This is a genomic window from Herbiconiux solani NBRC 106740 (assembly GCF_001571005.1).
In the GTDB taxonomy this organism is placed as follows: Bacteria; Actinomycetota; Actinomycetes; order Actinomycetales; family Microbacteriaceae; genus Herbiconiux; species Herbiconiux solani.
The window spans coordinates 182,249-200,676 of sequence record NZ_BCST01000007.1 but is presented as its reverse complement, the minus strand read 5'-3'; the positions used below and the strand labels follow the sequence as shown (position 1 = coordinate 200,676).

At 71.5% G+C, this 18,428-nt stretch carries 13 protein-coding genes; 5 read left to right on the top strand and 8 right to left on the bottom strand.

What is annotated here, in order from left to right; translation table 11 throughout:
* The first annotated feature begins 3 nt into the window (after window positions 1-3).
* Window positions 4-2,361, top strand: a complete 2,358-nt coding sequence (gene treY / locus HSO01S_RS14305; protein ID WP_066042737.1) for a malto-oligosyltrehalose synthase — start codon at window positions 4-6, stop codon at window positions 2,359-2,361.
* A gap of 22 nt (window positions 2,362-2,383) precedes the next feature.
* Window positions 2,384-4,168: a malto-oligosyltrehalose trehalohydrolase gene (gene treZ / locus HSO01S_RS14300; protein ID WP_066042734.1), complete on the top strand. Its 1,785-nt coding sequence runs from the start codon at window positions 2,384-2,386 to the stop codon at window positions 4,166-4,168.
* Window positions 4,169-4,193: 25 nt separating this feature from the next.
* Here the strand turns inward: treZ and dinB are convergent, their stop codons facing one another.
* Complete coding sequence (gene dinB / locus HSO01S_RS14295) at window positions 4,194-5,453, bottom strand: DNA polymerase IV (protein WP_066042731.1); 1,260 nt, start codon at window positions 5,451-5,453, stop codon at window positions 4,194-4,196.
* 140 nt (window positions 5,454-5,593) lie between these two features.
* On the opposite strand from dinB, the gene HSO01S_RS14290 reads away from it, so the two are divergent.
* Window positions 5,594-6,904: an alpha/beta hydrolase gene (locus HSO01S_RS14290; RefSeq protein WP_066042728.1), complete on the top strand. Its 1,311-nt coding sequence runs from the start codon at window positions 5,594-5,596 to the stop codon at window positions 6,902-6,904.
* Between the two features lie 4 nt (window positions 6,905-6,908).
* Entirely contained in the window at window positions 6,909-9,416 is a 2,508-nt protein-coding gene (locus HSO01S_RS14285) for a bifunctional lysylphosphatidylglycerol flippase/synthetase MprF (RefSeq protein ID WP_066042725.1), read from the top strand.
* Window positions 9,417-9,450: 34 nt separating this feature from the next.
* On the opposite strand, the gene HSO01S_RS14280 is transcribed toward HSO01S_RS14285, so the two are convergent.
* Complete coding sequence (locus HSO01S_RS14280; protein WP_066042722.1) at window positions 9,451-9,972, bottom strand: GNAT family N-acetyltransferase; 522 nt, start codon at window positions 9,970-9,972, stop codon at window positions 9,451-9,453.
* Between the two features lie 123 nt (window positions 9,973-10,095).
* On the opposite strand from HSO01S_RS14280, the gene HSO01S_RS14275 reads away from it, so the two are divergent.
* Window positions 10,096-10,695 (top strand): TIGR03086 family metal-binding protein, encoded by a 600-nt coding sequence (locus HSO01S_RS14275; RefSeq protein ID WP_066042719.1) that lies wholly within the window; start codon window positions 10,096-10,098, stop codon window positions 10,693-10,695.
* Window positions 10,696-10,795: 100 nt separating this feature from the next.
* Here HSO01S_RS14275 and HSO01S_RS14270 read toward each other — a convergent pair whose 3' ends face one another.
* From HSO01S_RS14270 to mnmA, 6 genes are all read right to left on the bottom strand, one after another.
* Window positions 10,796-11,311 carry a hypothetical protein gene (locus tag HSO01S_RS14270; protein WP_066042715.1) on the bottom strand — a complete coding sequence of 172 codons (516 nt, stop codon included), beginning with the start codon at window positions 11,309-11,311 and terminating at the stop codon, window positions 10,796-10,798.
* A gap of 68 nt (window positions 11,312-11,379) precedes the next feature.
* On the bottom strand, window positions 11,380-12,897 hold the full coding sequence (gene gatB / locus HSO01S_RS14265) for an Asp-tRNA(Asn)/Glu-tRNA(Gln) amidotransferase subunit GatB (protein WP_066042713.1): 1,518 nt from the start codon (window positions 12,895-12,897) through the stop codon (window positions 11,380-11,382).
* Window positions 12,897-14,411, bottom strand: coding sequence for an Asp-tRNA(Asn)/Glu-tRNA(Gln) amidotransferase subunit GatA (gene gatA, locus HSO01S_RS14260; RefSeq protein WP_066042979.1), 1,515 nt, complete (start codon window positions 14,409-14,411; stop codon window positions 12,897-12,899). The genes gatB and gatA overlap by 1 nt, the downstream gene beginning before the upstream one ends.
* Before the next feature lie 26 nt (window positions 14,412-14,437).
* Window positions 14,438-14,737, bottom strand: coding sequence for an Asp-tRNA(Asn)/Glu-tRNA(Gln) amidotransferase subunit GatC (gatC, locus tag HSO01S_RS14255; protein WP_066042710.1), 300 nt, complete (start codon window positions 14,735-14,737; stop codon window positions 14,438-14,440).
* 40 nt (window positions 14,738-14,777) lie between these two features.
* Window positions 14,778-17,249 carry an NAD-dependent DNA ligase LigA gene (ligA, locus tag HSO01S_RS14250; protein ID WP_066042707.1) on the bottom strand — a complete coding sequence of 824 codons (2,472 nt, stop codon included), beginning with the start codon at window positions 17,247-17,249 and terminating at the stop codon, window positions 14,778-14,780.
* Window positions 17,249-18,379 carry a tRNA 2-thiouridine(34) synthase MnmA gene (mnmA, locus tag HSO01S_RS14245; protein ID WP_084361695.1) on the bottom strand — a complete coding sequence of 377 codons (1,131 nt, stop codon included), beginning with the start codon at window positions 18,377-18,379 and terminating at the stop codon, window positions 17,249-17,251. The genes ligA and mnmA overlap by 1 nt, the downstream gene beginning before the upstream one ends.
* Between the last annotated feature and the right edge of the window lie 49 nt (window positions 18,380-18,428).

Here is an 18,428-nt window from a genome sequence, read left to right as displayed (position 1 = left end):
CGGATGCGCACGCCCCGCTCCACCTACCGCTTCCAGCTCACGCCCGACTTCCGGCTCCAGGACGCCGCGCGGCTGGTGCCCTATCTCGCGCGCCTCGGCATCGACTGGGTCTACCTCTCGCCGGTGCTCCAGGCCGAGGAGGGCTCCCAGCACGGCTACGACGTGACCGACCACTCCCGGATCGACGCCTCGCGCGGGGGTCCGGAGGGGCTCCGCGAGCTCGCCGACGCGGCGCACGACGCCGGTCTCGGCGTGCTGGTCGACATCGTGCCGAACCACGTCGGCGTCGCGACCCCCGCCCAGAACCCCTGGTGGTGGGACCTTCTGAAGAACGGCCGCGGCTCTCGGTACGCCGACGCCTTCGACGTCGACTGGGAGGCCGGCGAGGGACGCATCCGCATCCCGGTGCTCGGCGACGACTCGCTCGACGCGCTCACGCTCGAGACGGACGACGCGGGCGAGACCGTGCTCGCCTACTACGACAACCGCTACCCGGTCGCTCCCGGCAGCGCCGACGACGGCGCCGACCCCGTCACCGTGCACGGCCGCCAGAACTACGAGCTGGTGAACTGGCGCCGCGAGAGCACCGACCTCAACTACCGCCGCTTCTTCGCCGTGAGCTCGCTCGCCGCCATCCGGGTCGAGGAGCCGTGGGTGTTCGACGAGTCCCACGCCGAGATCGCCCGCTGGTTCCGCGAGGGGCTCGTGGACGGCCTCCGCGTCGACCACCCGGACGGCCTCGCCGACCCGGGCGGGTACATCGAACGCCTCTCCCAGCTCACCGGCGGCGCCTACATCCTGATCGAGAAGATCCTCGAGGGCGACGAGCCGCTCGAGCCGGACTGGCCCTCGGCCGGCACCACCGGCTACGACGCGCTCGCCGTGATCGACCGCGTGTTCGTCGATCCGGCCGGTGAAGCGCCCCTCAACGCCCTCGACGCCCGGCTGCGGGAGGCCGACGGGCGACCCCTGCAGAGCTACCACGCGCTCATCCACGACACGAAGCGGATCGTCGCCGACGGCATCCTGCAGGCCGAGGCCCGCCGCCTCACCCGCGACATCGAGCGCGCCGGCGGTCTCCCGACGCCGACCCCCGCCGCCGAGGTGACGGATGCGGTCTCCGAGCTCCTGACCTGCTTCCCGGTCTACCGCTCCTACCTCCCCGAGGGCCGCGAGCACCTCGAGCACGCGCTGGCGCTCGCCGAGCAGAACCGGCCGGAGATCGCCGCGGTGCTGCGCGAGACCGCGGAGGTGCTCGGTCGCACCGGGACCGCCCCCAGCATCCGGTTCCAGCAGACCTCGGGAATGGTCATGGCCAAGGGCGTCGAGGATTCGGCGTTCTACCGCTACACCCGGCTGACCAGCCTCACCGAGGTCGGCGCCGACCCCGATCACTTCTCGCTCGGCCCCGACGCCTTCCACGCCGGGCAGCAGCGCCGGCTGACGACCCTGCCGGACTCGATGACCACCCTCTCGACCCACGACACGAAGCGCTCGGAGGACACCCGGGCACGGATCTCGGCGCTCGCGGAGATCGGCGAGGGCTGGGCGGGCACGCTGATGAAGCTGCGCTCCCTGCAGCCGCTCGGCGACGGCCCGTTCGAGAACCTGCTCTGGCAGGCGATGGTCGGCGCGTGGCCGCTCTCCCGCGAGCGCGCCCACGCCTACGCCGAGAAGGCATCCCGCGAAGCCGGTGACTCGACCGCCTGGCTCGACGTGGACGAAACCTTCGAAGAGCGGATGCACGCGGCCGTCGACGCCGCCTACGACGACCCCACGGTGCGTGGCCTGGTCGAGAGCGCGGTCGCCGCGGTCGAGGCCGCGGGCCGCAGCAACTCGCTCGGCGAGAAGCTCGTGCAGATCACGAGCGTCGGCGTGCCGGACGTGTACCAGGGCACCGAGCTCTGGGACCGCTCGCTCGTCGACCCCGACAACCGGCGCCCGGTCGACTACGACCTGCGCTCGGACCTGCTCGAGGCGCAGGACGCCGGGGAGCTCCCCCAGCTCGTGCCCGGCCCCGACGACACCGGCGCGGTCAAGCTGCTCGTGACCTCGACCGCGCTCCGGCTGCGCCGCGACCGGCCCGAGCTCTTCACGACGTACCACGGCCTCGAGCCGCGCGGCTCGGCCGCCGATCACGTCGTGGCCTTCGACCGCGGGGGTGCCGTGACGGTGGCGACGCGCCTGCCGATCGGCCTCGCCCGCCGCGGCGGCTGGGACGACACGACCATCGAGCTCGCCCCCGCCCGCAACGGCTACGTCGACACCTTCACCGGGCGGCTGTACGCGGCCGGCGCGGTGCGGCTGGCCGATCTCCTGCCGATCTACCCCGTCGCGCTGCTGCAGCGCGTGGACGAATAGGATCTCGAATGAGGAACCCGCGATGACTGAGAACGACTTCCGCGTCTGGGCCCCCCGTGCGAAGCGGGTCGAGCTGGTGCTCGGCGACAGCACGCACCCGATGACCGGGGATGCCGACGGCTGGTTCACCCCCGAGCCCGCGGTCGCCTGGGAGCCTGGGCTGGACTACGGCTACCTGCTCGACGGCGAGGGCCCCTACCCCGACCCGCGCTCGCGGCGCCAGCCCGAGGGCGTGCACGGCCTGTCGCGGACGGACGACCCGAGCACCTTCGACTGGACCGACGCCGACTGGGCCGGGGCGCCGATCGACCGGGCCGAGATCTACGAGCTGCACATCGGCACCTTCACCCCCGAGGGCACCCTCGAGGCCGCGCTCGGCCGCCTCGACCACCTGCTCTCCCTCGGCGTGACGCACGTGGAGCTGCTCCCGGTCAACGACTTCAACGGGAAGTACAACTGGGGCTACGACGGCGTCGACTGGTTCGCGGTGCACGAGCAGTACGGCGGGCCGGAGGGCTACCGCCGGTTCGTCGACGCCTGCCACGCCGCCGGGCTCGCCGTCATCCAGGACGTCGTGTACAACCACCTCGGCCCGAGCGGCAACTACCTGCCGCTGTTCGGCCCGTACCTCGACGACCAGTCGCGCAACACCTGGGGCACGACCGTCAACCTCTCGCACGAGGGGTCGGCCGAGGTGCGCCGGTTCATCCTCGACAACGCCCTGATGTGGCTCCGGGACTACCACGTCGACGGCCTGCGGCTGGATGCGGTGCACGCGCTGGTCGACGAGTCCCCGGTGCACCTGCTGGCCGAGCTCTCGGCCGAGGTCGAGGAGCTGTCGGCCTCGACCGGTGTCCGCCGGCTCCTGATCGCCGAGTCGGACCTCAACGACCCCGTCATGTTCACCACGCGGGACGACGGCTACGGGCTCGACGGCCAGTGGAGCGACGACTTCCACCACGCGGTGCACGTCAACCTCACGGGTGAGACGACCGGCTACTACGCCGACTTCGACTCGATCGCCGCCCTGGCCAAGGTGCTCACGAAGGGCTTCTTCCACGACGGCACCTACTCCTCGTTCCGCGAGCGCAACCACGGCGTCGAGCTCGATCGGCGGGCGACCGCTCCCTGGCGGCTCGTCGTCGCGTCGCAGAACCACGACCAGATCGGCAACCGGGCGATCGGCGACCGGCTGACCGCGACCCTGGATCCCGACCGCCTGGCGATCGCGGCCACCCTCACCCTGCTCGGCCCGTTCACGCCGATGCTCTTCATGGGCGAGGAGTGGGCCGCGTCGACGCCGTGGCAGTTCTTCACCTCGCATCCCGAACCCGAGCTGGGCAAGGCGACCGCCGAGGGGCGGATCGCCGAGTTCGAGAAGATGGGGTGGGATCCGGAGGTCGTCCCCGACCCGCAGGATCCGGCGACGTTCGAGAACTCGAAACTGGACTGGTCCGAGCTCGGCGACACCGAGCATCCGGAGCACGCGGCGATGCTCGCGCTCTACCGCCGGCTCGGCGCCCTGCGCCGCGAACTGCCGGCCGGCGAGGAGGTGCGGCTCTCGCACGTGCAGGTCGAGTTCGACGAGGCCGCCCGCTGGCTGGTGCTGCGCCGCCCGGGGCTCGCGCTCGTGATCAACTTCGGCGACGAGCCGCTCGGCCTCGCGACGACCGTGCGGCCGGCGGTGCCGGACCTCGAGTTCGGCGAGGTGCTGCTCGACTCGCACGCGCTGCTGCGCGACGAGCCGGCGGCGGAGGTCGCCTCGGTGGTGTCGCCGCACTCGGTGCTGGTGGTGCGCCCGGCCTAGCCGGGATGTCTTGGCGGGCGGCAGGCTAGGAGCGGGTGCCGTTCTGCTCGGCCGTCTCGCCGGACTTCGGCGCGCGGACGAGCGAGGCCGGCCGCACCGAGTCGAGGCCGAACCGGGCCGTCACCCGGTCGATCGTGCGCTCGGCGTCGCGCCAGCCCTCCGAGGGCGCCGTCTCGTCGGCCCAGAGCGCGGGCTGGTGGAGCGACCCGTCGGCCGGGCTCAGCTGCTCGACGCGCACCCCGATCAGTCGGATGGCCTCGCCCCGCGCGCCCACGGCCTCGTAGACGGCCGTCACCTCCTCGAAGATGCGGCGACCGAGATCGGTGGGCTCGGCGAGCGTGCGCGAACGCGAGATGGTCGTGAAGTCGGCGAACCGGAGCTTGAGCGCGACCGTGCGGCCGACCAGGCCGGCGGCCCTCAGCCGCGCCGCGACCCGGTTCGACTGCGCGAGCAGCTCCCGGCGCAGCACCTCCGGCGAGCGCTCGTCGATCTCGAAGGTGCGTTCGTGGCCGACGCTCTTCTCCTGGCTGGTCGGCACCACTCCCCGGGTGTCGATGCCGTTCGCGAGCTCGTGCAGCTTGCTGCCGCCGGCCTCCCCGACCGCCCGGATGAGCGTGTCGAGCGGGGTGTCGGCGATGTCGCCCACCGTGCGCAGGCCGAACCGCTCGAGCTGCTCGGCGGTCTTCGCGCCCACCCCCCAGAGCGCACGCACCGGCAGCGGGTGCAGGTAGGCGAGCACCTCGGAGGGCCGGATCACGAGCATCCCGTCGGGCTTGGCGCGGCCGGAGGCGAGCTTGGCCATGAACTTCGTCGGTGCGACGCCGACCGAGCACGGAAGGCCCGTCTCGGCGAACACCCGCTCGCGGAGTCGCTGGGCGATCACGTCCGACTCGCCGAGCAGCCGTCGGGCGCCCGCCACGTCGAGGAAGGCCTCGTCGATGCTGAGCGGCTCGACCAGCGGGGTCACCTCACGGAACAGCGCCATCACGACCTTCGACGCGGCGCGGTACTTCTCCATGTGCGGCTCGAGCACGATCGCCTTGGGGCAGAGGCGGAGCGCCGCCCCGACCGGCATCGCGGAGTGCACGCCGAAGGCGCGGGCCTCGTAGGTCGCACTCGTGACCACCGAGCGGGCCGAGCGGCCGCCGATGATCACGGGGAGGCCGCGGAGCTCGGGATGGTCGAGCAGTTCGACCGAGGCGAAGAACGCGTCCATGTCGACGTGCAGGATGGGCGGGCTCGGCTCGACCGGGTCTCCCCCGCCACCTGGTCCGCCGTTCGTCACACGTCGAGCCTAGGCGCGTCCGCCGACACGCAGGAGGCGCGCGCCCGGCGTTCTCCCAGAGATCACTCAGAGCAGGGGAAAATACTGATCGACGCCCTTGCCATCGCCGGGTGCACCCGGAAGACGACAGGGATCGCCCCGTGAACCTCATCATCGACATCGACATCATCTCCGGCCCGTTCGTGATCGCCGTCTACGCGATCGCGCTCGCCGCCGCCGTGCTGCTCGTCGTCGTCCGCCCGAGCCGGCGATGGAGCCGCCGCCGCTGGCTCCTCACCGCGCTGATCGCCGCCGTCGTCGGCGCCCTGGTCGGCCTCGGCGCCACCTGGCTGCTGAACGATCAGCTCGACCTGTTCGGGGCGCCCCTCTCGATCGTCGCCCGCACCTGGATCGCACTCGGGTTCGCCGGGTTCGGCCTCGCGATCGCCTCCTTCTGGCGAGCGACCTGGAAGCGCGTGATCGCGTCGATCCTCGCCCTGCTGCTGTTCGCGGGCACCACCGCGATGTCGATCAACATCGACTTCGGCCAGTACCCCACGGTGCGGAGCGCGCTCGGCATCAGCACCTTCAGCGACAGCGGGCTGCCGCCGGTCGTGCCGACCGACGAGCCGTCCCGGCCGACGATCGCCACCTGGACTCCGCCGGCGGACATGCCGACGGCCGGCAAGGTGACCAGCGTGACCATCCCGGCCACGCAGTCCGGCTTCCCGGCCCGTCCCGGGGTCGTTTACCTCCCCCCGGCCGCCCAGGTCGCGAACCCGCCCGAGCTCCCGGTGCTGATCATGCTCTCCGGCCAGCCGGGCAGCCCCGAGGATCCGCTCGTCTCCTCGAAGCTGCAGCAGAGCCTCGACGAATACGCCGCGGCCCACCAGGGCCTCGCGCCGATCGTCGTCTCGCCGGACCAGCTGGGCGACCCGGCCGCCAACCCGATGTGCATCGACTCGGTGCTCGGGCAGTCGGCGACCTACCTCACCGTCGACGTGCCGAACTGGATCACCGGCAACCTCAACGTGCTCGCGGGGCCGCACTTCTGGGGCATCGGCGGCCTGTCGCAGGGCGGCACCTGCTCGATCCAGCTCGCGGCGGGCAACCCGCAGCTGTTCGGCGCCATCCTCGACGCCTCCGGCGAGGAGACCCCGCGGGTCGGCGACGTGCAGACCACGGCCGACGCGGCCTTCGGCGGCGACGTCTCCAAGTACGAGGCGGCCTACCCGGCGAACATCATGAAGGCGCACGCGCCCTACACCGACATGTTCGCCGTCTTCGGCGTGGGGGCGAACGACAGCTACTACATCGACGGCGTCAAGAACATCTACGCCGACGCCCAGGCCGCCGGGATGACCGCGACCTACATCGAAGCTCCCGGCAGCGCCCACGACACGACCACCTGGTCGTACGTCTTCAAGCAGGGCCTCGGCCTGATCTCGGACCACTGGGGACTGAACCGGTGACGCCGTGACCCGCTTCCGGCGGATCTCCGCCGCCCTGCTCTCCCGGGCCCGCTCCATCCCGGTCACCTGGGTGATCGTCGTGCTCGTGCTGGCGGCGAGCATCGTACGGATGTCGCTCCGGCCGGGCCGCACGCGCGGCGGCATCGACGCCTTCGTCTCGACGGGCTTCGACGCGGTGTTCGTTCACCACGACTGGGTCTCGACGCTGACCTCGGTGTTCTTCGTCTGGAACCCCGCGATCCTCGTCTTCGCCCTCGTCGCGATCATCCTCGGCATCGGCTGGGCCGAGCGGCGGATGGGACACCTCCGAACCCTGATCGCCTTCGTGGTCGTCACCGTGACCGGGATCGTGCTGGGGCTCGCCACCGAGGGCTTCGGCCTCGTGCTCGACCTCTACTCGGCCGAGATCACGCGGATGCACCGCACGGTCGACCCGATCATCGCCGTCGCCGGGGTGGTGATGGCCGCGAGCGCTTTCACCGGTCCCCTGGTCAAGCGCCGGGTGCGGATCGTCGGCTTCGCGGTGCTCCTGGTCTTCGTGCTCTACTCCGGCCAGCCCTCGGACCTGTTCCGGCTGTTCGCCGCGATCGTCGGCCTCCTGCTCGGGATGCTGATGGCCAGGAAGCCGGTGCGGTTGCGCCGCCCCCGCGCCACCCGCCGTGAGACCAGGACCCTCCTGGCCGCCCTCGTCGCCGTCACGGCCCTCGGGCCGCTGGTCACGATCGTCTCGCCGTCCGGGTCCGGGGTGCTGAACCCCCTCGGCCTGCTTTTCCGCGATCCGCTCCGCGACTACGCGACCATCGCGGCCCGCTGCCAGACCGGTGACTACTCCAGGCGCTGCGTCGAAGCCCTCGCCCTCTCCCGGCTCGACGGTCCCGGGGCCGTGCTACTCACGCTGCTGCCCCTCCTGGCGCTCCTGGTGGCCGCCTGGGGCATCCGGCAGGGGCGCCGGGTGGCGCTGCTCCTCGGCGTCTCGATCAACCTCGCCCTGACGCTCCTGGCGGCGGTCTACTTCGGCTTCATCCCGTTCCTGTCCGACGACGAGTACACCGCCTTCCAGACCACCGCGGCCGAGGACTACCGGCCGTTCGAGCTGGTCTCGATGCTCGTGCCGCTCCTGATCGCCGTGCTCCTGATCGCCTCGGTGCGGCTGTTCCCGCCGACCGTGGGGCGGAGCTCGGTGCTCCGGTTCATCGGCGTGGTCGCCGCCCTGTTCGCCGGGGTCTCCGCGGTCTACCTCGCGGTCGTCACCGCGGTCAGCGACCAGTTCACCCCGCAGGCCTCCTTCGGCGATCTGCTGCTCGACCTACCGGAGCGGTTCGTGCCGGTGGGCTTCCTCTCGTTCGAGCCCGCCGACATCTTCCCCACGGGGCCCGTGGCGGTCATCGCCTCGCAGTGGGTGGGGCCGGTCTTCTGGGGCGCGGTGATCGTGGCGGCCGTGATCGGGATGCGCCTGCCGCACCCGGTCGGTGCGACCGGCTCGGGCGGCGGGCCGACCGACGCGACGCGGGTGCGCGAACTGCTGTCCGCCGGCTCGGGCGGGACGCTGTCCTGGATGACGACCTGGAGCGGCAACCGCTACTGGTTCTCCACCGGGGGTCAAGCCGTGGCCTACCGGGTGGTCAACGGCGTCGCGCTGACGACCGGGGATCCGCTCGGGCCGGTCGATACGCATCCGGAGACCGCGCGCGAGTTCATCGTGTTCTGCACCGACCACGGCTGGACGCCGGCCTTCTACTCGGTGACCGAGGCGCTCCGCGAGACCCTCGACCAGGATGGCTGGCAGCACCTGCAGGTCGCCGAGGAGACGATCGTGCGCCCCGCGGGCTGGTCGCTCGACGGCAAGAAGATGCAGGACATCCGCACCTCGATCAACCGGGCGGCGAAGGAGGGCGTGCGCGCCGAGTGGACGACGCACGCGCAGCTCGGGCCGGCGTACGCGGCGCAGATCCGCGACATCTCCGAACTCTGGGTGGCCGAGAAGGATCTGCCCGAGATGGGCTTCACCCTCGGCGGCGTCGACGAGCTGATGGCGCCGGAGGTGCGGCTGATGGTCGCGATCGACGGCGACGACCGCGTGCAGGGGGTGACCAGCTGGCTGCCGACCTACGAGGACGGCGTCGTGGTGGGGTGGACCCTCGACTTCATGCGCCGGGGGCCGGTGAGCATGAACGGTCTGATGGAGTTCTTGATCGCGCAGACGATCCTGCGAGCGCGGGAGGACGGGGTGCGGTTCGTGAGCCTCTCGGGCGCACCGCTCGCCGTGGCCGGTGACGGCGCCGGGGAGCCCGCCTCGGGCATCCTGCCGTTCCTCAGCCGCACGCTCGAGCCGGTCTACGGCTTCCGGTCGCTGCTGCGGTTCAAGATGAAGTTCCGGCCCGAGTTCGAGCAGCTCTACCTCTGCTATCAGGATCCGTTGACCCTGCCGGCGATCGGGATCGCGCTGGCCCGGGCGTACCTGCCGACGCTGTCGGCGCGTCAGGCGATGCGGACGCTGCGGACCAGGGACTGAGGGGGCGCGGTCACCGCTGCTGCGGCTGCTGCGTTCAGTGGATCAGCGGACGCGCCAGGAGAGCGACGACGACCTCGCCGCCCTTGGTCGCCTGCCGGCCGACCTCCTCGAAGCCGAGTCGCCCATGGAAGGCCATCGACCCCGGGTTCGGCGGCTCGACGTTGACCTCGCAGTCGACCTCGGTCGATCCGGCCTCGGCGGCGGCGAGGAACACGGCGTCGTAGAGCAGCGCCCCGAAGCCGCTGCTGCGGTGGCCGTCGGCGACGACGATGCGGTCGACGTAGAGGAACCGGTCGCCGCGCGCGCTGAACCAGCGGTAGTTCTCGCTCTGGTAGTCCAGGCCCGGGGGCAACGCCAGCACGAAGCCGAGCACGAGCTCCGGATGCGCGGGGTCGACCACGCCCGCAGCGAGCCCTGCGGAGGCCACGAGCGCCCGCATCTCCTCCTCGTCGATCAGGTTCACGGCCGGGACCGAGGCGGTGTTCAGCTCGATCAGCCGCGGCAGATCGGTCTCGGTGAGCGGACGGACGACCGGGGAGAGGGGTGCGGTTTCCACCCGCCGAGACTATCGCGGCCGGTGCGGTGTTCGCTCTCCGCTGATCCGGGGGCGGTTCGCGCTCTCGACGGAATGCGCGTCCGGATGCGGGAATTGACACTAGTGATCTCAAGGAGCCCCGCAATGACCCCTCGACCCCTTCTCGCCGACGACACCGCCACCTGGCTCCGACTGCAGGAACGCGCGCACCGCGAGTTCGCCGTGCGGGTGGCCGCCGTGACCGACTGGGATGCGCCGACGCCCGACACCGAGTGGCGCATCCGCGACCTCGTCAGCCACGTGATCGAGGAGCAGCAGTGGGTGCCGTGGCTGCTCTCCGGGCTGAGCACCCGGCAGGCGAAGAGTCGCCTCCGCCCGATCGAGGCGGACCTGCACCACGAGTGGCACCGCTACTCGCTCGCGGCCACCACCGCCTGGCACGACGCCGACCCCGATTCGCTCGTGAACCTCGCCTCGGACACCGTGCCGGTGGCGGAGTACCTCAAGGAGCAGGTGTCGGACGTCACGATCCACAGCTGGGACCTGGCACGGGCGGTCGGGGCCGAGGAGAGACTGGACGAGGAGCTGATCGCCGCGGTCTGGACGGTGTTCGAGCCGCAGCGCGACGCCCTCGAGGCCAGCGGGTTGTTCGCCTCGCCGGTTCCGGTGCCCGAGGATGCACCCCTGCAGTCGCGGCTGCTCGCGCTCACCGGGCGCGACGACCGGGCGGCCTGGCCCGCCTGAGCCGCGCGGAGGCGTGGGCGTCGGCGTCGGCGTGCGCATGCTCGGGTACAACTGACGGGCCGCGCCGTGCCTTGCGCAGTGCACTTCCCGCCGTGTGGTGTCAGGCCGTGAAGCGCGCCGCCGGGCGACGGTAGGCCGCCGAGCCGGCGCCCTGGAACTCGAGCTGCGGATGCACGGCGCAGACCTCGCGCAGCAGCGTGTCGAGATCGGTGCGCAGCAGTTCGAGCTCGCCGGCGATGCGTCTCGGCTCCTCATCCACGCTCTCGATGAACACGTTGCAGGTGGCGACCATCGCGTTGATGGGCGCCCAGGCGCCCGATCGGGGCCGGAGGGCACGACGGGCGGCCCTGATGTCCTTCCGCAACAGGACGACCGAGCGCATGACCCGGTTGAAGCCCGAGTCGGGGTCGGCGCGGTCGAGCGTGATCGGGCCGCTGGTCTGCTCGGGGGCGAGCGCGCGCCGGGAAGCGATCTCGGCGATCAGCAGCCGGAGGGCGTTGACCTCGGCGAGCCGCTCGTTGCGGCGGGTTTTGCCGCGATCGATCAGGAGCGCCAGCAGCGCCCCGCCGGTGACGCTGATCGTGGTGACCACGAGCTGAGCGAGAAGAACCTCCATGGCCCCACTCTAGGAGCAGCCACCGACACCGCCCGGGGTGGCCGGGCGGTGTCGGTGGCTGCTACGCGTCAGGACGCGGCGGCGCGCTCCAGCACGAGCTCGCGGACGCGTGCCGCATCCGCCTGGCCCTTCATCGCCTTCATGACCGCACCGATCACGGCGCCGGCGGCCTGGACCTTGCCGTCCTTGATCTTGGCGAGCACGTCGGGCTGGGCGGCGAGCGCCTCGTCGATCGCGGCGATGAGCGCCCCGTCGTCCGAGACCACGGCGAGCCCGCGGGCGTCGACGACCTCCTGCGGGGTCCCCTCCCCGTCGATGACGCCCTCGAGCACCTGGCGGGCCAGGCGGTCGTTGAGAGCGCCGCTGTCGACCAGGGCGACCAGTGCGGCGACGTCGGCGGGCGACACGAGCGAGGAGGCCTCGGCCTCACGGGCGTTCGCGAGCCGGGAGATCTCGCCCGACCACCACTTGCGGGCGGCCTGTGGGCTCGCCCCGGCGGCGACCGTCTCGGCGACCTCGACCAGGAGGCCGGCGTTCTGCACGTCCTGGAACTCGAGGTCGGTGAAGCCCCACTCCTGCTTGAGCCGGCGACGGCGGGCCGCCGGGGGCTCGGGGAGCGCGGCGCGGAGCTCTTCGATCAGCTCGGGCGAGGGCACGACCGGCAGCAGGTCGGGCTCCGGGAAGTAGCGGTAGTCGTCGGCATCCGACTTCGGCCGGCCTGCCGAGGTCGTGCCGGTGTCCTCGTGCCAGTGCCGGGTCTCCTGGATGATCGTGCCGCCGTCGGCGAGGATCTGCGCCTGGCGCTGGATCTCGTAGCGGATCGCACGCTCGACCGAGCGCAGCGAGTTCACGTTCTTGGTCTCGGTGCGGGTGCCGAGCTTCGCCGGCGGCTCGCCGGGCGCGGTGCGGGGACGCAGCGAGATGTTCGCGTCGCAGCGGAGGTTGCCGCGCTCCATCCGCGCATCCGAGATGCCGAGGGCGACGACGATGTCCCGGATCGTGGAGACGTAGGCCTTCGCGAGCTCCGGGGCATCCTTCTCGGCGCCGTAGATGATGTCGGTCACGATCTCGACCAGGGGCACGCCGGCCCGGTTGTAGTCGACCAGGGAGTACTCGGCGCCCTGGATGCGGCCGGTGGCGCCGCCGACGTGCGTCAGCTTGCCGGCGTCCTCCTCCATGTGGGCGCGCTCGATCGGCACCGTGAACATCCGGCCGTCGGGCAGCTCGACGTCGACCGATCCGCCGAAGGCGATGGGCTCGTCGAACTGCGAGATCTGGTAGTTCTTCGCCAGGTCCGGGTAGAAGTAGTTCTTCCGCGCGAAGCGGCTCGAGGGCGCGATCGAGCAGCCGAGGGCGAGGCCCAGGCTGATGCTGTAGCGCACCGCTTCGCCGTTGACCACCGGGAGCGAGCCCGGGAGGCCCAGGTCGACCGGGGTGATGTTCGTGTTGGGCTCGCCGCCGAAGTAGTTCGGGGCATCCGAGAACATCTTGGTCTTCGTGTTCAGCTCGACGTGCACCTCGAAACCGAGGACGGGCTCGAACAGCTCGAGCGCCTTGTCGAAGTCCATCAACTGCGCCTTGGCCATCAGACGGCCCCTTCTTCTGCGGCGTTCATCTCGCCGGGGGCGAGATCGGGTGCCTGGCTGATCAGGGTGTGACCCCACTTCTCCTCGAGCAGTCGCTCGAGCGCGCCGCCGACCCCGTAGAGTCGGGCGTCTTCGCGGGCCGGGGCGAGGAACTGGATGCCGACGGGCAGCCCGTCCTCCGTCGCCAGCCCGACGGGCAGCGAGATGCCCGGGATGCCGGCGAGGTTCGCGGGGATCGTCGCGATGTCGTTGAGGTACATCGCCATCGGGTCGCCGTCGTTCTGGCCGAGCTTGAATGCCGTGGTCGGCGCGGTCGGCGAGACGAGCACGTCGACCCCGGCGAACGCGGCCGCGAAGTCGCGCTGCACGAGCGTGCGCACCTTCTGGGCGCTGCCGTAGTACGCGTCGTAGTAGCCGGCGCTGAGGGCATAGGTGCCGAGGATGATGCGGCGCTTCGCCTCGGCGCCGAAGCCGACCTCGCGGGTCGCCGCCATGACGTCTTCGACCGTGCCGCCACCGGGCGGGTTGACGCGGAGGCCGAAGCGCACCGAGTCGAACTTGGCGAGGTTGGACGAGGCCTCCGCGGGCATGATCAGGTAGTAGGCCGAGATGGCGTACTCGAGGCTCGGCAAGCTGACGTCGACGATCTCGGCGCCGGCGGCGGCGAGCAGGTCGAGCGCCTCGCGGAAGCGCTCGAGCAGGCCCGGCTGGAAGCCGTCACCGTCGAGCTCGGTGATGACGCCGATCTTCAGGCCCTTCACATCGGCGCGGCGCACGGCCTCGGCCATGCTCGGCCACTCGTCGGTGAGCGAGGTGGAGTCACGCGGATCGTGGCCGCCGATGACGTCGTGGAGCAGCGCCGAGTCGAGCACGGTTCGGCTGACCGGGCCGATCTGGTCCAGGCTCGAGGCCAGGGCGATCGCGCCGTAACGGCTGACCCCGCCGTAGGTCGGCTTCACGCCGACCGTTCCCGTGACGTGCGCGGGCTGGCGGATGGAGCCGCCGGTGTCGCTGCCGAGGGCCAGCGGCGCCTCGAAGCTCGCGACCGCCGCGGCCGAACCGCCGCCGGAGCCGCCGGGGATGCGCTCGAGGTCCCACGGGTTGTGCGTGGGGCCGTAGGCGGAGTGCTCGGTGGAGGAGCCCATCGCGAACTCGTCCATGTTCGTCTTGCCGATCGGCACGAGGCCGGCGGCGCGGAGCTTCTGCATGACCGTGGCGTCGTAGGGCGGAACCCAGCCCTCGAGGATCTTCGAGCCGCTGGTGGTCGGCATGTCGTTCGTGACGATGACGTCCTTGATCGCGATCGGCACGCCGGCGAGGGGATGCAGCGACTCACCGGCCGCGCGGCGCTCGTCGATCGACTCCGCCGCCCGCAGGCTGAGCGCGGGGTCGGTGTGCAGGAACGCGTGCACCTCGCCGTCGACGGCGCCAATGCGGTCGAGGTGGGCGCGGGTCGCCTCGACGCTCGAGACCTCGCCGGAGGTGAGCTTCTCGGCCAGGGCCGAGGCGGGCATCCTGATCAGTTCGTGGTCGTGGTTCGTCACTGCTCTTCCCCCAGGATCGCGGTCACGCGGAAGCGCGAGCCGTCGTGGTCGGGAGCGCCCGCCAGGGCCTGCTCGGTGGTGAGCGTCGTGCCCGGCACGTCGGGCCGGTAGACGTTCTGCAGCGGGATCGGGTGGCTGGTGGCCGGGACGTCGGCCGTGGCCACCTCGGACACCTTCGCGACGTTGTCGACGATCGAGCCGAGCTCGGTCGTGAGGCTTGCGATCTCCTGAGGTGTCAGGGCGATCCGGGCGAGGTTCGCGAGATGCGCGACCTGCTCCTGGGTGATTTCGGACATGGTGCTCCGGTGTTCTGTTCGCGAAGGGTGTGGGGGAATTCTATTCGGTCGACCCGGACGCAGGCTCGGCGCCCGCCTCGGGTGCGGTGGAAACGTCGGCCTCGGGCTCGGCATCGGGTTCGGCATCCGCGTTGGCGCCGGCGGCGGCATCGGACTCGGCCGCGGCGTCCGCATCTGTGGCGGCATCCTCACCCGTGTCGGCCTCGGGCTCGAGCTCGGCCAGCGCCGATGGCCCCTCGGTGACGAGGAGCGCGAACTGGGCCGCATCGATGATGCGGAGCCCCAGCGCCTCGGCCTTCGTCAGCTTCGAGCCGGCGCCGGGGCCTGCCGCGACGAAGTCGGTCTTCTTGCTCACGCTCGACGCCGCCTTGCCGCCCGCGGCGATGATCGCCTCGAGCGCACCCTCGCGACTGAACCCCTCGAGCGACCCGGTGGCCACGACGGTGACCCCGTCGAGCACTCCCCCGCTGCCGCCCGCGGCGCCGGGGCCGGGATGACCGGGGGTGCTGAACTGCACACCCGCGCCCGCCCAGCGGTCGAGGATCTCGACGTGCCAGTCGACCGAGAACCAGTCGATCAGCGCGTCGGCGATGATGCCGCCCACGCCGTCGACAGCGGCCAGCTCGTCGCGGGTCGCGGCCCGGATGGCGTCGAGCGACCCGAAGTAGTCGGCCAGGGCTCGTGCCGCGACCGGCCCGACGTGACGGATGCTGAGCGACACCAGGATGCGCCAGAGCGGCTTGGTCTTGGCCTTCTCGATCTCGTCGAGCAGCTTGATCGCGTTGGCGTTCGGCACGTAGCCCTCGTCGCCGAAGAACTCGCCGCGCGCCCCGGCCTCGGCGTCGAACGCCGGATCGGTCTTCTTGCGCTGCCGCCGGAACGGCGCCACGACCTTGGGCGACGAGCCGTCGCGGTCGAGCTTGGGCATGCCCGTCTCGGAGTCGCGCACGATCACCCGGATGGGGAAGAGATCGGCCATCTGCAGCGAGAACAGGCCCGCCTCGGTGACGAGCGGCGGATCGGCCGGTTCGAGCGGCTGGGTCAGCGCCGAGGCGCTCACCTCGCCGAGCACCTCGATGTCGAGCGCTCCGCGGGAGCCCACGTGCTCGACGCGCCCCCGCACCTGGGCCGGGCAGCTGCGCGCGTTCGGGCAGCGCAGATCGATGTCGCCCTCCTTGGCGGGAGCGAGCTTCGTGCCGCACTCGGGGCAGAACTCGGGCATCACGAAGGCGCGTTCGCTGCCGTCGCGGAGCTCGACCACCGGGCCGAGCACCTCGGGGATGACGTCGCCCGCTTTGCGCAGCACGACGGTGTCACCGATCAGCACGCCCTTGGCCTTCACCACGTCCTGGTTGTGGAGGGTCGCCTGCCGCACCTCGGAGCCGGCGACCTCGACCTTCTCCATCACCGCGAAGGGCGTGGCCCGGCCGGTGCGGCCGACGCTGACGACGATGTCGAGCAGCTTGGTGTTGACCTCTTCCGGCGGGTACTTGTACGCCGTCGCCCAGCGGGGGGCCCGACTGGTCGCCCCGAGCTCCTCGTGCAGCGCGAGGTCGTCGACCTTCACGACGATGCCGTCGATCTGGTGCTCGACGCTGGCGCGGTGGATGCCGTAATAGCGGATGAACTCGGCGACCTCGCCGATGGTGTCGAAGACCCGGTAGTGGGTCGAGGTCGGCAGCCCCCAGGTCGCCAGCAGCTCGTAGACCTCGGACTGGGCCGAGACGGGCGGGTCGGGCCAGGCGCCGATGCCGTGCACCAGCATCCGGAGCGCCTTGAGCCGCGCGGTGACCAGCGCGAGCTGCCGCTCGGTCTTGCCCTCGGACTTCTGGCGCAGAGAACCCGCCGCCGCGTTGCGCGGGTTCGCGAAGACCCGCTCGCCGGCCGCCTCCTGGGCGGCGTTCAGGTCGTCGAAGGCCGCGACCGGGAAGAAGATCTCGCCGCGCACCTCGACCAGGGGTGGATGCCCCGTGCCCTTCAACCGCGCGGGGATCGTCTCGATCTGCAGCACGTTCTCGGTCACGTCCTCGCCTACGACGCCGTCGCCGCGGGTGGCGGCCGTAACGAGCACGCCGTTCTCGTAACGGAGGTTGATGGCCAGGCCGTCGATCTTGAGCTCACTGAGGAAGCGGACGCGCGCACGCCCCGCATCCCGCTCGACCTTGGCGGCCCACTCGTCGAGCTCGTCCTCGCTGAAGACGTTGTCGAGGCTGAGCATGCGCTCGGCGTGCGTGACCGGCGTGAACATCGTGGTGACCGCGCGACCGCCCACCGTCTGCGTGGGGCTGTCGGCCGACTGCAGCTCGGGATGCTCGCGCTCGAGCTCGCCGAGCCGGCGCACCATCTCGTCGTACTCCTTGTCGGAGACGGTCGAGGCGTTCTTCTCGTAGTACTCGTCGCGCAGCTCGAGGATGCGCACGGTCAGCGCGTCGGCCTCGGCCTTCGCCGCTTCGAGCGCACCGGGCGTCTCGGCCGGCAGCGCGTCCGCCGGCAGCGCTTCCCCGGTCGCCATCAGCGGCCCGCGCCCAGAGCTACCGGTACCGCACTCACCGTGCGGTCGATCGTGCACTGGCCGAGCACCCGGGTGCCGACGTAGATCACGGCGGTCTGCCCGGGGGCGACCCCGTTCAACGGCGTGGTCGGGGTGACGACGAGCTCGGGCCCCTCGGCACCCTCGCGCACCCGCGCGACCGCCTCGACGGGGTCGGCGTGGGCACGGATCTGCACCTCGCAGGCGAAGTCGAGCTCGGGATGCTCGGGTGCGAGCCCGGCCCAGGTGAAGCGCGAGCCCGCGATCTCGGCGATGTCGAGCGCCTCCTTCGGGCCCACCACGACCGTGTTCTCCTTCGGCCGCACCTCGAGCACGAAGCGCGGCTTGCCGTCGGCCGCGGGCGTGCCGAGCTTGAGTCCGCGGCGCTGCCCGACCGTGAACGCGTGGGCGCCCTCGTGCGAGCCGACCACGGCACCTTCCCGGTCGAGGATCTCGCCGGTCGCCGTGCCGACGCGGTCGGCGAGCCACCCGCTGGTGTCGCCGTCCGGGATGAAGCAGATGTCGTGGCTGTCGGGCTTGTTCGCCACCGAGAAGCCGCGCTCCGCCGCCTCGGCACGCACCTCGGCCTTGGAGGGCGTGGTGCCGAGCGGGAAGTAGGAGTGCGCGAGCTGCTCGGAGGTCAGCACACCGAGCACGTAGGACTGGTCTTTCGCCCAGGCGGCCGCGCGGTGCAGTTCGCGGTTGCCCTCCGCATCCGTCGTGATCGTCGCGTAGTGGCCGGTGCACACGGCATCGAAGCCCAAGTCGAGGGCCTTCTCGAGCAGGGCCGCGAACTTGATGCGCTCGTTGCAGCGCATGCAGGGGTTGGGCGTGCGCCCCGCGGAGTACTCGGCGATGAAGTCGTCGACGACATCGGCCTTGAAGCGCTCCGAGAAATCCCAGACGTAATAGGGGATGCCGATCTTGTTGGCCGCGCGCTGCGCATCCATCGAATCCTCGATCGTGCAGCAGCCTCGGCTGCCGGTGCGGAGCGTGCCGGGCATGCGGCTGAGGGCGAGGTGCACCCCGACCACCTCGTGACCGGCCTCGACCGCGCGCGCCGCGGCGACGGCGGAGTCGACACCGCCGCTCATTGCTGCCAGAACCTTCATGCCTCCAGCATACGTGCGGCCTCCGACACCGGAACGGGGTGAGGACGAG

What these genes read in the sequence shown, in the direction of transcription:
- HSO01S_RS14275 (WP_066042719.1), top strand. Translation starts at nt 10,096, where the DNA reads ATGACCCCTCGACCCCTTCTCGCCGACGACACCGCCACCTGGCTCCGA.
- gatC (WP_066042710.1), bottom strand. Translation starts at nt 14,737, where the DNA reads ATGTCCGAAATCACCCAGGAGCAGGTCGCGCATCTCGCGAACCTCGCC.
- ligA (WP_066042707.1), bottom strand. Translation starts at nt 17,249, where the DNA reads ATGGCGACCGGGGAAGCGCTGCCGGCGGACGCGCTGCCGGCCGAGACG.
- treY (WP_066042737.1), top strand. Translation starts at nt 4, where the DNA reads ATGCGCACGCCCCGCTCCACCTACCGCTTCCAGCTCACGCCCGACTTC.
- gatB (WP_066042713.1), bottom strand. Translation starts at nt 12,897, where the DNA reads ATGGCCAAGGCGCAGTTGATGGACTTCGACAAGGCGCTCGAGCTGTTC.
- mnmA (WP_084361695.1), bottom strand. Translation starts at nt 18,379, where the DNA reads ATGAAGGTTCTGGCAGCAATGAGCGGCGGTGTCGACTCCGCCGTCGCC.
- gatA (WP_066042979.1), bottom strand. Translation starts at nt 14,411, where the DNA reads ATGCCCGCCTCGGCCCTGGCCGAGAAGCTCACCTCCGGCGAGGTCTCG.
- treZ (WP_066042734.1), top strand. Translation starts at nt 2,384, where the DNA reads ATGACTGAGAACGACTTCCGCGTCTGGGCCCCCCGTGCGAAGCGGGTC.
- HSO01S_RS14270 (WP_066042715.1), bottom strand. Translation starts at nt 11,311, where the DNA reads ATGGAGGTTCTTCTCGCTCAGCTCGTGGTCACCACGATCAGCGTCACC.